Below are 14,034 nucleotides of genomic sequence, written 5' to 3'. Positions count from 1 at the left end.
GAAACGTATTAGACTGTGGAGGTGACCAAGGAGTGGAACCAACAAGACTATGACGCGTCGTCGTAAAACTTATCATTTTCCGGCTATTCCTCGGCGGGCCCCTGCTGTGGCGGATGAGGCATCCCCTCCGGAGCAGCTCGCGACGCTGGCCTATTACAGTTTTCAGAAAAAACGGCGCCAGCGTTCCCGCAAGCGTGGTGATGTCCCGCGCATCTTGTCGTTTACCGGTTATGGGTCAACGCGTTGGGTTCGGATCTTTTCTAGGGTGTTGCTGTCGAAGCCCGAGTGGAATGAAGCAGAATATCTCACCCAGATCCTGCGTGATGGGGTACGAGGTTGGCAAAACTTTGTGTCACCGCCCATCGCTTATGCCAAAGTGATCATCGAGGTCAACGGTGAGCGTCATCAGGTTCGAGCCGACCGCAATGGGGTGGTCGATGCTCGAATTGAGACGGCGCTTGATCCCGGCTGGGCGACGGTAACGCTGCATGTCGGCGACGAGGAGTCCCGCAGTCAGGACGTGCTCATCATCGATGATGACACCACCAACGCCATTATCTGCGATGTTGATGACACCGTGTGGGTAACCGCTCTGCCACGGCCATTCACCGCTGCCTGGAACTCCTTTTTGATCGATGAACATGCTCGCCGTCCGGTTGCCGGTATGCCAGTGATGCTGAACCGGTTGGCAGAAAAACATGCCGGCACTCCGGTGTTCTATGTTTCGACCGGACCGTGGAACGTGGCAGAAACCCTGACTCGCTTCATGACCCGTCACCTCTTTCCGCTGGGGCCGATGTTGTTGACCTCGTGGGGCCCGACCGAGGATAGCTGGTTCCGGTCGGGTATGGCGCATAAGGTTAATACGCTCGCTCGACTGGCGGAAGATTTCCCACAGCTCACGTGGACGTTGGTGGGTGATGACGGTCAACACGACCCCGAGATATACACGCATTTCGCGCATCACCACCCCGGTAGGGTTGATGCGATTGCTATCCGTCAGCTGTCTGCCACAGAAGCGTTGTTGGCGGGCGGCCGCGCAGAGAATACCCAGCAGGCGACTCCGGGTATTGCATGGGCATATGGTCCAGATGGCGCGGCGCTCTCGTTCCAGCTGGAAAACTCCGGCGTCATGCCTCCTCGAGAGCACGCACCGTTGGCATGGCCACAATCGGTGACCGCAGAGGAACAGCTGACCGTGGCTGAACTACGGGCCGATTATCCCGAATTTACCCAAGACCTCCCACACCACACACAGGAGCAACCATGATCGTGCTCGAGATCCCACTGCGCTGGGGCGATATGGACGCCTACGGCCACATCAACAATGTCCAAATCGTGCGCCTCATGGAAGAGGCCCGTGTGCTGGCGTTCGGCATCCCGTCGGGCACCGGAACACTTGACGCTACGACCCCGAAACCACACGTCAACCTATTGGCCGGTGTGGGGGATAGCGTCATGACACTGATTGCGGAGCACACCGTGAAGTATCGCCGCCAACTGCCCTATCGTGGCGTGCCGGTTCGTGTCGAAGTCGGCGTCGATAAGGTCAAAGGCGCATCGGTAGAAGTTTCTTATGCCTTCTATGATGGCGACGATATAGCGGTCAGTGCTACCTCAACCATGGTGTTTGTTGGGCAAGAGTCGGGCAGGCCGGTGCGGCTGAGTGAACAGCAGCGCGCCGAGGTGGCCAAGCTTAAATAATGCCCTGGGCAATCATCGCATCGGCAACTTTGAGGAAGCTTGCGATGTTTGCACCGGCTACGTAGTCGCCGGGCTGGCCGAAGTCTTCGGCGGTGGCGATGCACCGGTCATGGATTTCTTCCATGTTTTCTTCCAACCGTGTGTGGGTGTAGTCGAAACTCCAGGTGTCTCGAGACGCGTTCTGTTGCATCTCTAGCGCCGAGGTTGCAACACCTCCGGCGTTAGCCGCCTTGCCCGGACCGAAGAGGATACCAGCGTCGCGGAAGGTCGCGATGGCATTGTGGGTGGAAGGCATGTTGGCACCTTCTGCTACTGCTTTGACCCCGTTTTTGACCAAGGTGGCAGCGTCGTCGCCGTTCAATTCGTTCTGCGTAGCACAGGGGAGTGCCACATCGACGGGGACATCCCAGACAGAGCCGTCGGACACAAAGCGTGCATTCTTGCGACGTTCGGCATAGTCCGAGACGCGTCCGCGCTCCACAGTCTTGACCTGGTGGAGCAAATCGATATCAATACCTTGTTCATCGACTACGTAACCGGAAGAATCGGATGCGGTAATGACGGTGGCGCCCAACTGCTGTGCGTAGTCAATGGCGTTGACGGCAACATTGCCAGAACCGGAAATGGTGACGGTGGCGCCGTCCAGTGAGGTTCCCTGGGTCTTCAGCATTTGATTGGCGAACATGACGACGCCGTTGCCGGTAGCTTCGGGACGAACCAGTGAACCACCCCAGGAGACGCCCTTGCCGGTAAATGCGCCGGATTCAAAGCGGTTGGTGATGCGGCGGTACTGGCCGAACATGAAGCCAATTTCGCGGGTACCGACGCCGATGTCGCCGGCTGGAACATCAGTGTGTTGACCGATGTGTCGGTAGAGTTCGGTCATAAACGACTGACAGAAACGCATGATTTCGCCTTCGGAGCGGCCGGCTGGGTTAAAGTCGGCCCCGCCTTTGGCCCCACCAATTGGCATACCGGTCAGTGAGTTTTTGAATACCTGCTCAAACCCGAGGAACTTCATGATGCCCAGGTACACGGAGGGATGAAAACGAATACCGCCCTTGTATGGTCCAAGTGCAGAATTGAATTCCACGCGGAAACCGCGGTTGACTTTGACAACGCCCTTGTCGTCAACCCAAGGGACGCGGAAAATAATTTGACGCTCTGGCTCGACCATGCGCCGCAGAATCCCGTGTTCAACGTATTCGGGATGGCGTTCCATTACAGGGCCGAGGCTGGCGAAGATTTCATCGACCGCTTGGAAAAATTCGGTTTCACCAGGGTTGCGGCGCAGTACTTCTTCTCTAATCTGGGCTAAACCGGGTTCCATGTCGTAACCTTCCTCAAGCATCGTCGTTGGCTGGCTCGGCGATGCCGGAAAAAGACACGGCTAAACGCCCAGACAGCCGTTGTCTTCTGAGTTGTTATCTTAGGCTAAAACCTAGTCTTGCTGCACCACGTTGCAGAAATTTTTCTCAGAGTTTCCTCATAGTCATGTTTAGCGTCGTGCCGGTCAGCCGGCAAAGCCGTTCCAAGTGGCACCATAGGAGATGATGAGCAACACCACGACAGAAACCAAGTCCTTCCCCATGCCCTTGTGGTTACAAGGCATCGTGGAAGCACTGGCCGCTGCTTTTCTTGGTGCGGCAATCATCGTGGTGCCACTGGCCATCATGTGGCTCACCGGAGCATTCGCCGATATGCCCATCTCAGAAGCCGGGGCTATTGGCGCCTATACCTGGTTGTCCAGTTACGGAGTGCCCCTCGAGTTTTTTGATATCGATACAGAACAGGTTACCGGCACCTGGTGGTTTATACCGCTGGGCTTGTTGTTGGTCTGGTTGCTGTTAGCCCGGCGGGCCGGTGGGAGGCTGGCCAAAGCCTCCCAGCTGAAATTTCTGTGGCAGCCCACCGTCGGCGCCATCGCCTCGTACATGTTTTTCGTCTGGGGGACCATCACACTGGTCAACCTGGACACCGTCATCATCAATACAGCCGTTGCCACGCTGATCCCCGGTGCGGTATTCGTCCTTGGCTACGGTTGGGGAGTGCTCGGGTACTTCCGCAGACCGATAGCTTTGGCCATTGGCGACCGCGTAGAAATGTTCTCCGATGCTACGCGAAACGTCAGTCATTATCTCTGGGCTTTACTGCGCGCCGGGGTCATCAGCCTGGCCGGTGCGTGGGTCATCGCTTCGATCGCGATGACGGTCCAGCTCGGGCTCCATTGGGCTGAGGTCGCCGATGTGTACCAACGTCTCGATGCAGGGATTTTTGGTGGCTTCATTGTGACAGTGTTGCAAATTCTGGTCTTGCCCAATGTTGCCGCGTGGACGCTCAGCTATTTGACGGGTGCCGGATTTAGCCTCGGTGGAACCGTTGTCTCACCAGCTGGCACACTCGCAGGCCCGCAACCGGCACTGCCACTCTTCGCCGCGATTCCTACGGAACAAAACCTACAAGACCATTGGTGGGTCCTCTTATTGCTCGCGCTAGCCGGAATTGCTGCTGGCTGGTGGTTCTTCGGAGTGGGCGAAAATCATCTGGAAGACGCCATCATCGCCAAAATCCCGAATCACCCCACCGCGATTACCATAGCCGTGGTGGTTACCGGAACAGTGATCGGCCTGACCGCGGGTCTCTTGTGCATGCTCATCATGCTGATCTCGGGTGGTTCCTGGGCTATCGGTGAACTGAGCTCTGTCGGCCCACCAGTGCTCCTAGCGTCCGGGCTTTTCGCAGCCCACATCGGGGTCGGCTCTGCTATCGGGTATGCGCTGGCACCACTGCCACAGGGTGCGCTGTACTATCGACGCGCGGTGGTCGAAGAGCACGACTAATCCCACAGATTCTGGGAATACTGATCCTCGCACGCCACCAGCGCCCGGTCAGTGAGCGCTTCGGATAAGCATTCTTCATAGGCCACCGTAGGTCCCCACATAATAATTTGCGACGTCGCGACACCACCAAAAAACAGGGCGCCGACGAGGCCCGCCGTGCCAGCAAGCCATACCAACATCGTGTGGTCACCCTTGGATGCCAAACGGAATAGCCGGATGGCTGCCACAATGGCCGCAATCGCGAAAACCGGCGCTGCAACCTTATAAGGCAGTGGCAGTGCCATCGCGGCATAGGTGGCAATCATTGCTGCAACAATCCACAAAATGGCGTCAGCGACCTTGCCTCGTTGGGATGGTTGCTCTCGTTCAGTCACCGGTGGCGCCTTCCTGCAAAGACTTCTGTCCGTCAATACACCAGCTTAGCTAGCTTTTCTTTACACTAGAGCCTATGCGCTTGGTGGTATTACTTTCTGGTTCCGGATCCAATTTTCAGGCAGTTCTTGATGCTGTGGCGGCCGGAGATCTCGACATCGACATCGCTGCGGTCGGTTCCGACGTGCACGATGCCTACGGACTTTCCCGGGCAAAAAATGCCTCGATCCCGACTTTCGTCGTTGATTACCACGCGTATGATTCTCGCAAAGCATGGACGGCGGCCCTGGCAGAGGCGGTCGCACAGTATCAACCGGATATCGTGCTGTCCTCAGGGCTTATGCGCATCGTGGGGGAGTCCTTCATCGACCGGTTTGCCGGAAAATTCATCAACACCCACCCCGCACTGCTCCCGGCCTTTCCTGGCGCCCGAGCTGTCGCCGATGCGCTCGCAGCAGGAGTTGTAGTGACGGGTACGACCTTGCACCTGGTCGATGCCGGCGTTGATACCGGTCCCATTCTCGATCAGCGGGCCGTCACGATCGCTGTAGACGACGACGAAGCGAGCCTGCACGAGAACATTAAACGTGCAGAACGGCAGATGCTGCTCGACAATCTTGCGGTGCTGGCCACCGGCACCGCACCGACTGCACTGATCCGTTCGTATGCCAAACCGCGCTAGAATGACGCGAGTAGAGTTGAACCGCAATCGGTTAGCAAACACTGTATAAGGAGCACCCTGTGACCAATACGCTGGATCAAATCCCGGTAAAGCGCGCGCTAATATCCGTCTACGACAAATCCGGATTAGCCGAACTAGCCCAGGGTCTGTCGAGTGCCGGAGTAGAGATCGTCTCCACCGGTTCCACCGCCGCAATGATCCAGTCTGCAGGCGTGCCAGTCACCGAAGTTTCCCAAGTTACCGGGTTCCCCGAGGTGCTGGGCGGTCGCGTCAAAACGCTGCACCCGTTCATCCACTCTGGTGTGCTCGCCGATAAAAATGTGCCCGATCACATGGACCAGCTGGCCGAACACGATATCGCGCCATTCGACCTCGTCGTGGTCAACCTCTACCCGTTTGTCGAAACGGTGGCCTCAGGCGCTAGCCAACCAGAAGTCATCGAACAGATCGACATCGGCGGTCCGACCATGGTGCGCGCATCGGCCAAGAACCACGGTTCGGTTGCCATCGTGACCAACCCTCAGGCCTACCACGACATCCTCACAGCAGTAGCCAACGGCGGATTCAACCTCGATGCACGCCGTCGTCTAGCGGTGGAAGCCTTCGCGCACACCGCGTCTTATGACACTGCGGTGGCCACTTGGATGGCCGAAAACTTCGACGACGCAGCCCACCCCTCTTATGCCGGCCACGCACTCGAGCTGAAAGAGTCGCTACGATACGGTGAAAACCCGCACCAGCCTGCCGCAATCTACACCGCAGCTACACCGAATCCTGGTATAGCCCAGGCCCACCTGCTGCACGGCAAAGCCATGAGCTTCAACAACTATGTGGATGCCGACGCCGCTGTTCGCGCAGCCTATGCTTTCACCGAACCAGCCGTCTCGGTGATCAAACACGCTAACCCGTGTGGACTCGGCGTTGCCTCGAATGATGCCGAGGACGCGATCGCTGATGCACACAAAAAAGCGCACGCGACCGACCCCGTGTCAGCATTTGGCGGTGTCATCGCTGCAAACCGTCCCGTATCAGCTGCAATGGCCGACCAGGTCAAAGATATTTTCACCGAAGTCGTCGTTGCTCCCGGCTTTAGCCCGGAAGCTCGCGAGATCCTCTCGGCGAAGAAGAACATTCGGCTGCTGGAACTCCCAGAGCACTTTGCCCCGGACACCAAAGAATTTAAGCAGATTTCCGGGGGCATGCTCGTCCAAGATTCCGATATTTACCAGGCAGCCGGCGACGATCCAGCGAACTGGGAACTTGCTGCAGGTGAGCCCGCCGACGAGCAGACCATGCAGGATCTCGTCTTTGCCTGGCAAGCTGTACGCGCGCCAAAATCGAACGCGATTCTGTTGGCCTCAGATCGGGCCGCCGTCGGGATAGGTATGGGACAGGTCAACCGTTTAGACTCCTGCCGTCTCGCCATCGAACGTGCCAATACTTTGGGTGCAGCGTCGACCGGCGCACAAGATGTTTCCGCACCCGGCGGTGCCGAAAATGTGTCCGGAACCGATGCCCCTGACCGAGCGAGAGGTTCCGTTGCTGCCTCCGATGCCTTCTTCCCGTTTGCAGATGGCCTGCAGATCCTGATTGATGCCGGGGTGCGCGCCGTCGTACAACCTGGCGGTTCAATGCGTGATAACGACGTCATCGAAGCTGCCAATGCCGCGGGGATCACCATGTACCTCACCGGAGCCCGCCACTTCTATCACGGATAACCACCCACAGAAATAGCTAAGGGGTACGTATGTCGGATCTCAGATCAGCTGAAGCAGTTTTCGCAGAGCAAGAGGAAGAACTCTGGGATCTTTTACGTGCGAAAGAATATGCGACCGCGGCTGAACTCTTGCGGGACATGCGTGTAGCAACGGTAGAACGACTGCTGGATAGAACGCCACCGGCAATCATGCCGATGGCCTTCCGGCTCCTTGATAAAGATGTTGCCGTCGAAGTCTTCGGCAACATGGAGCCTTCCCTGCAATCGGATCTGATTGACGGGTTAGCCGATGAACATACCCAAGATCTGTTCTCCCAGCTGCAATCTTCGACCCAGGCTCGTCTTGTCGACGAAGTACCGGCAGAAGTTGCTCAGCGACTCCTCTTCAGCTTGGGAGAGGCTCAACGAAATGCTGCCGGCAAGATTCTGGGATACCCCGAAGATTCGGTGGGACGCCGTATGGCGGCTGTACCACAGGAGCTCACTCCGAATATGTCTGCCGCAACGGCGTTAAACATCATTCGTGATGTCACCGTGGCTGAGCACGAGATCGACCACTTGTCGGTGCTGCCCGTTGGCTCCACGTCGCATAAGGTCCTGGGACTGGTTCATCTACCGCGACTGGTGCGTGCCGAACCGGATGAGCTGATATCCGACATTATGGAGCCGACCGAGACCGTCCACGCCCATGATGATGCTGAAGACGCCGCGCGGACCGTGGTCCACGATCGCGTGCAAGCATTGCCGGTCGTGGATGAAGCTGACCGGCTTATCGGGATGCTCACCGTTGCAGATGCTCAGCAGATTCTGGAAGAAGAAGAGTCTGAGGATACCTTCCGCTCCGGTGGTGCGGAACCGTTGGGACAGCCCTACTTGTCGACATCGGTCATGCACCTGGTGAAATCCCGTGTGACCTGGCTGCTCGTGCTCGGTATCGGTGCCGTGCTGACCGTTCAAGTGCTCGATTATTTCGAGGACACTTTGGCAGCCATGGTCGTTCTGACCCTGTTTGTGCCATTGCTGACCGGTACCGGTGGTAATACCGGCAACCAGGCAGCCACCACGGTGACCCGTGCGATTGCCCTAAGCCAAGTCACGACGCGAGACTTTCTGCGTGTGATCTCTCGTGAGGCGCTAGTTGGGCTCACGCTTGGGTTACTCCTCGGAACATTGGGGTTCATCGGAGCTTCGATCTTCTTCGACGTCGAACTCGGAGTCGTCATTGGTGCGACACTGGTCGTTATCTGTACCCTGGCTGCATCGGTGGGCTCGATCATGCCGCTCATCGCTTCCAAAATCGGGGTGGATCCAGCCGTCTTCTCCAACCCCTTCATCTCGACCGTCGTCGATGCGCTCGGGCTGATCGTTTACTTTTTGATTGCCAAAACAATTCTGGGGATTTAATGGGTCCTATGTGGTCGGTCGAATGGACCGAAGCGTATATTTTGTCGCACAGTGAGGTTGTGCCAAGATTTCGCCCACATTCTTGGCTTAGACTGAGAAGATTCGAGACACCGGTGACGGTGTCTGCCCCCGAAGGACGGTGCCTTGATGAATGCTAATGAACCTGACGTTTCCCAGGCGCTGCACGATCTGTTACTGGAGGATCATGAGATCTCTGATTTCCTCAATGAAGTAGCCCGGCTCACAGCGCAGCATTTCAGCCGTAGAGCCTCCGTCTTGTGTGGTGTCACAATGCAGCGTCCCAAACGGAATGCCGTTGTGGCCAGCAGTTCGGCACAGGCCATGAACCTCGATGAAATTCAGGCAGGGTTCGACGAGGGCCCATGTTTGGAAGCCCAGCGCACCGGCACGTTTATATTGGTTGCGGATACTCGGTACGAAACACGCTGGCCGCACTACATGAAAACCGTGCATGACAGTAACCTGCGTAGCATCATGGCCGTCCCCCTACCTCTGGCAGGCGAAGCCAAGGCCGCTATGAATTTCTATTCCGAGCACATCAACGCTTTCACAGAGGCAGACAGCATTGAGGCCCAGCAATACGCACGGTTGGCGGCAAAAGTTGTGCAGATCGCGTTACGCATCACCACACACGCTGAGAACGCCGCACATCGACAAGCTGCGATGGAGTCGCGCACCGCAATCGATATCGCCATCGGAATTGTCATGGTCCAAAGTCGGTGTAGCCAAGACGAGGCTTTTGCGATATTGCAACGAGCCTCGAGTCACCGCAATATCAAATTACGGATTCTTGCTGAAGAAATTGTGGCATCTATTGGACAAGCAAAACCCGCCACCGCCTTCGAAGCCTAATGTCTCAGACTGAAACTCGGTACTACTGTGGCGAATTCGTCTCGGTTCGCTTGAATCTACGAAGTTTCGTGATAAGTTGATTGAATGACGGGTTCAGCAGCGAGCTCTCAACACCACCTCAAGGAGGGGTTGTGAGACATCCACTGCACCCTAATATTTACACTTATGCACGTCCCTGGTCCGCCGCGTTGTCACATGACGCGCATTTAATCTTCGCCAGGAGTTCTTTCTCCTTGGATGCCGCCGCCTCGACTCCAGACAGTGTGCCCAGCCAATACTCGCCATCGAGGCGCTCAATTGACCACTCACCCCAGAATCCAAGCGGTCTCATGCAGCACGATCAGACAACACTTCTGGCAACGCGGTAGGAGACCACAGACTCACATGACTAGTATCTTACGTACAACTACACAAATCGAACCTGCCTCGGAATCGGGGGAAATCAAACGACCCGTTCAACTGACCCTCGAAGTCGGCCCGATGGCACATGGCGGGCATTGCGTCGCGCGTCACGAGGGTCGAGTGATATTCGTTCGCCACGCGATACCCGGTGAGATCGTGGTCGCGGAGCTCACGGAATCGGATCCCTCGGCACAGTTATGGTGGGCCGATGCGATAAGCGTGGTCCAACCATCGGAATTTCGTAGAGCCCACCCTTGGAAACTTGCTGACCCGAAGCGCTCCTATCCGGCAGGCCGCCGACCCGTCAGCGGAGCTGAATACGGCCATATTGTCTTAGAACATCAACGTCGGCTAAAGGCCCAAGTCTTTCGAGATACTCTGGCTCGACTCGGTAATCAGCGAAGTCAAGATGTAGAGGTCCAGGTCCATGGTTTGGAAGAAGATTTCTCCGGGGGATTGGGCTGGCGTACCCGCAACACATTCGCGGTCTCTTCAACCGGTAGATTGAGAATGTTTGTCCACCGCAGTCAGGCGACTGTTCCCGTGAGCAATTTACCGATGGCTACCCCCGAAGTTAATGCGTTGCAACTCTGGGGAATCAACTTCTCTGGAGCGTCTCGGTTGGAACTCATCACACCGGGGCATGGTCGTGAAGTACTGATCATCATCGTCCCCTTGCCGGAGGTTTCCGAGACTGAATCTACTTTGCTAGAGCATACCCAGCGCTGGCAGGAACAATTAACCAAACTGCCAGGACATGTCTCGGCCATGGTTCTTATCCCATCGAAAAAACGTAAGCGTTTGGCAGCGATTACTCAACTCAGCGGCCGTCCATGGGTGGAGGAAGAGGTTGTATCGAAACGTTTCGGTACCAAAACCTTCCGAGTTTCGGGCAGGGGAATTTGGCCGGAGCACTGCGACGCTCCGGCACCGCTCACCGAGGCGGCGATGACAGCTATCGATGCAAAACCGGGGCAAGTTGTAGCCAACCTATACGCCGGAGTAGGCATGCTGTCGGCATACCTGGCCGATGCGGTGGGACCAGAGGGCATGGTGATGTCTGTAGATCCTGTTGCTCAAGCAAGTAAAGATGCTCGCCACAACCTCCAGGGAGTGCCTCAGGCAGTCGTGCTGAAACGCTCGATCACCCGAGCACTCAGTAGCTGGCTGGAGTCTCCGAAAGCTGCACTCACGAAAGACGGCCTCGCCGGCCGCAGACTCGATACAGTGGTGTTAACTCCGCCACCGAGCGGTGCCGGTCGGAACGTTATCAACCGTATTCATCAGCTCAACCCCGACAGAATCGTCTACGTTTCGTGTGATCCAGCTTCGTTGGCCCGGGACATACGTCGACTGGATACCTACGGATGGCAGCTGACTAGCGTCAATGTATTTGATCTGCACCCAAATACGCACCGTATCGAGTCGATCAGCGTCTTCACCCGACCATGAACATCAACGGCCGCGGGTCGCTGGCCAGGTTTTACTCAGCGGATACGGAAGGTACGTATTTGGAACCCTGGGTGCGGTCACCATCGGCATTGGCGTCGTGATGCTGTTAATCGCCCGTCCGGTCCACAGAGGTATGCGCGGAGTGGACTAATCGTCCCGCAGGTGGCTTAACTCCAGACCGAAAATGGCATATTGAGTCCTTGGGGAGTCAAGGTGCGTTAGATTAGGGGAGGAACTGTGAGGTGCCCGGCACCCAATGGGCGCTTGAATCATGAGGAGATAATTCATCTATGTCAAAGATCATTTACACCTACACCGACGAAGCGCCAATGTTGGCAACGGCATCCTTTTTGCCAATCGTCCGCGCGTTTGCCTCTAAGGCCGGTGTAGAACTGGAAACACGGGATATCTCCCTTGCTGGCCGTATCCTGGCCGCATTCAATGACGTGTTGCCAGAAGATCAGCAGGTCAACGACGCGCTGGCAGAACTCGGCGAGCTCGTCAAAGAAGAAGACGCAAACATCATCAAGCTGCCAAACATCTCGGCATCAGTGCCACAGCTTGTCGCAGCGGTCAAAGAACTCCAGGCTGCAGGTTTTGATCTGCCAGAGTTCCCATACGAAGTCACCACAGACGAAGAGCGTGACATTCGTGAACGCTATTCCACCGCTATGGGTTCTGCCGTAAACCCTGTGCTGCGTGAAGGAAACTCGGACCGTCGTGCACCACGTGCGGTCAAACAGTTCGCCAAGAACAACCCACACTCCATGGGTGAATGGTCCAAGAATTCCAAAACCAACGTCGCCACGATGGGTAAGGACGATTTCTTCTCCAACGAGCAGTCGGTCACCATGGGTCAGAACGATACCCTGACGCTTCGGCACACCGATGCCGACGGCAACGTCACAGTGCTCAAGGACGGTCTGAAGGTCCTCAAAGACGAAATCGTGGACTCGACGTTCATGTCTGCCAAAGCTCTGGACGCGTTCCTAGCAGAACAGATCAACCGCGCTAAAGACGAGGGCGTGCTCTTCTCAGCACACCTGAAGGCCACCATGATGAAGGTCTCGGACCCGGTTCTGTTTGGCCACATCGTCAAAGCCTACTTCCCAGAAGTCTTCCGGAAATTCGGACCGCAGCTACATGAAGCCGGTCTTTCAGCAAACAACGGCCTGGCTGGCATAGAATCCGGCCTCAGCGACCTGAACTCTGACATCGCCGAAGGCATCCGTAACGAAATCGTAGATGCTTACAACAACGGCCCTGACCTGGCCATGGTGAACTCACACCGCGGGATCACCAACCTGCACGTCCCATCCGACGTCATCGTTGATGCATCCATGCCAGCCATGATTCGTTCGGGCGGCAAGATGTGGAATAAGAACGACGAAACCCAGGACACCCTGGCCGTTATTCCAGACTCCTCCTACGCCGGTGTCTTCCAGGTAGTCATCGAAGACTGCCGCGCCAACGGAGCATTTGACCCAACGACCATGGGTACCGTGCCAAACGTTGGACTCATGGCACAGAAGGCCGAAGAATACGGCTCCCACGATAAGACCTTCGTCCTGGAATCAGACGGCACCATGGAAGTCGTTGATTCCGCAGGCAACGCGTTGATGAGCCACCAGGTTGAAGCCGGTGACATCTGGCGCGCCATCCAGACCAAAGACGTACCAGTTCGTGACTGGGTCAAATTGGCCGTTACCCGCGCACGTGCAACCCAGACCCCGGCGATCTTCTGGCTGGATGCCGAGCGCGCACACGATGCACAGCTCATCGAAAAGGTAAAAACATACCTGGCCGATCACGACACCGATGGTCTAGAAATCAAGATCATGGCCCCAGAACGCGCCACCCAGTACACCGTTGATCGTCTGCGCAAGGGCGAAGACACCATCTCGGTGACCGGGAACGTTCTGCGTGACTACTTGACCGACCTCTTCCCGATTCTCGAACTGGGTACCTCGGCCAAGATGTTGTCGATCGTGCCACTGCTCAACGGCGGTGGACTCTTCGAAACCGGTGCCGGCGGGTCCGCTCCAAAACACGTCGAGCAGCTGCTCGAAGAAAACCACTTGCGTTGGGATTCGCTGGGCGAGTTCCTTGCGCTGGCGGTCTCGTTTGAGCACCTCGCAACAGCTACTGACAACTCCCGTGCACAGGTCTTGGCCGATGCACTGGATGCTGGCACAGGGCTGTACCTCGAAGAAGGTCGCTCACCGTCACGTAAAGTCGGCGAACTCGATAACCGTGGTTCACACTTCTACGTCGCACTGTACTGGGCCGAAGCGCTCGCAGCACAGACCGAAGACGCTGATTTGGCTGCAGCGATCAAACCAGTTGCTCAAGAATTGCGCTCCAATGAAGAGGCAATCGTCAAGGAACTCAATGAAGTTCAGGGCAAGGAAGTTTCCATCAACGGTTACTACTACCCGAATCATGACATGACTTCAGAGGTCATGCGTCCATCGGTTACCCTGAACCGCATTATCAACACCTTGGCTTCCTAAGTCCAATGTGCACAGCATGATGCTGTGACAACAATTGCGCCCCGCTACCAAGCCGGTAGCGGGGCGCAGTTATTA

At 56.5% G+C, this 14,034-nt stretch carries 11 protein-coding genes; 9 read left to right on the top strand and 2 right to left on the bottom strand.

What is annotated here, in order from left to right; genetic code table 11:
• Window positions 1-49: 49 nt before the first annotated feature.
• Both G583_RS15945 and G583_RS0112455 read left to right on the top strand, forming a co-directional pair.
• The gene (locus G583_RS15945) at window positions 50-1,270 is read left to right on the top strand and encodes an App1 family protein (RefSeq protein ID WP_022871512.1); all 1,221 of its coding nucleotides are present in this window, start codon (window positions 50-52) and stop codon (window positions 1,268-1,270) included.
• Complete coding sequence (locus tag G583_RS0112455) at window positions 1,267-1,704, top strand: acyl-CoA thioesterase (protein WP_022871511.1); 438 nt, start codon at window positions 1,267-1,269, stop codon at window positions 1,702-1,704. Before G583_RS15945 ends, G583_RS0112455 begins: the two co-directional genes overlap by 4 nt.
• Here G583_RS0112455 and gdhA read toward each other — a convergent pair.
• Window positions 1,697-3,034, bottom strand: coding sequence for an NADP-specific glutamate dehydrogenase (gene gdhA, locus G583_RS0112450; protein WP_022871510.1), 1,338 nt, complete (start codon window positions 3,032-3,034; stop codon window positions 1,697-1,699). The two genes, G583_RS0112455 and gdhA, sit on opposite strands and share 8 nt — an antisense overlap.
• Window positions 3,035-3,257: 223 nt before the next feature.
• Here gdhA and G583_RS15940 point away from each other — a divergent pair, with 223 nt between their 5' ends.
• Window positions 3,258-4,544 (top strand): cell division protein PerM, encoded by a 1,287-nt coding sequence (locus G583_RS15940; protein WP_022871509.1) that lies wholly within the window; start codon window positions 3,258-3,260, stop codon window positions 4,542-4,544.
• On the opposite strand, the gene G583_RS0112440 is transcribed toward G583_RS15940, so the two are convergent.
• Entirely contained in the window at window positions 4,541-4,918 is a 378-nt protein-coding gene (locus tag G583_RS0112440; RefSeq protein ID WP_022871508.1) for a hypothetical protein, read from the bottom strand. The two genes, G583_RS15940 and G583_RS0112440, sit on opposite strands and share 4 nt — an antisense overlap.
• A 74-nt stretch (window positions 4,919-4,992) precedes the next feature.
• Here G583_RS0112440 and purN point away from each other — a divergent pair, with 74 nt between their 5' ends.
• The 6 genes from purN (at window position 4,993) to G583_RS0112405 (ending at window position 13,959) form a co-directional block, all read left to right on the top strand.
• Window positions 4,993-5,598, top strand: coding sequence for a phosphoribosylglycinamide formyltransferase (gene purN, locus G583_RS0112435; protein ID WP_022871507.1), 606 nt, complete (start codon window positions 4,993-4,995; stop codon window positions 5,596-5,598).
• Between the two features lie 59 nt (window positions 5,599-5,657).
• Entirely contained in the window at window positions 5,658-7,316 is a 1,659-nt protein-coding gene (purH, locus tag G583_RS0112430) for a bifunctional phosphoribosylaminoimidazolecarboxamide formyltransferase/IMP cyclohydrolase (protein ID WP_022871506.1), read from the top strand.
• Window positions 7,317-7,345: 29 nt separating this feature from the next.
• Window positions 7,346-8,719, top strand: a complete 1,374-nt coding sequence (gene mgtE, locus G583_RS0112425; RefSeq protein WP_022871505.1) for a magnesium transporter — start codon at window positions 7,346-7,348, stop codon at window positions 8,717-8,719.
• 147 nt (window positions 8,720-8,866) lie between these two features.
• Window positions 8,867-9,592 (top strand): GAF and ANTAR domain-containing protein, encoded by a 726-nt coding sequence (locus G583_RS0112420; RefSeq protein WP_022871504.1) that lies wholly within the window; start codon window positions 8,867-8,869, stop codon window positions 9,590-9,592.
• A 384-nt stretch (window positions 9,593-9,976) separates the two neighbouring features.
• Window positions 9,977-11,446: a class I SAM-dependent RNA methyltransferase gene (locus tag G583_RS0112410; RefSeq protein ID WP_022871502.1), complete on the top strand. Its 1,470-nt coding sequence runs from the start codon at window positions 9,977-9,979 to the stop codon at window positions 11,444-11,446.
• A 290-nt stretch (window positions 11,447-11,736) separates the two neighbouring features.
• The gene (locus tag G583_RS0112405) at window positions 11,737-13,959 is read left to right on the top strand and encodes an NADP-dependent isocitrate dehydrogenase (RefSeq protein WP_022871501.1); all 2,223 of its coding nucleotides are present in this window, start codon (window positions 11,737-11,739) and stop codon (window positions 13,957-13,959) included.
• Window positions 13,960-14,034: the final 75 nt, after the last annotated feature.

The sequence above is a fragment of the Yaniella halotolerans DSM 15476 genome (genome assembly GCF_000420805.1).
Lineage (GTDB): Bacteria > Actinomycetota > Actinomycetes > Actinomycetales > Micrococcaceae > Yaniella > Yaniella halotolerans.
Note: the sequence above shows the minus strand (reverse complement) of the source record. Positions and strands in the feature narration are given on the sequence as shown.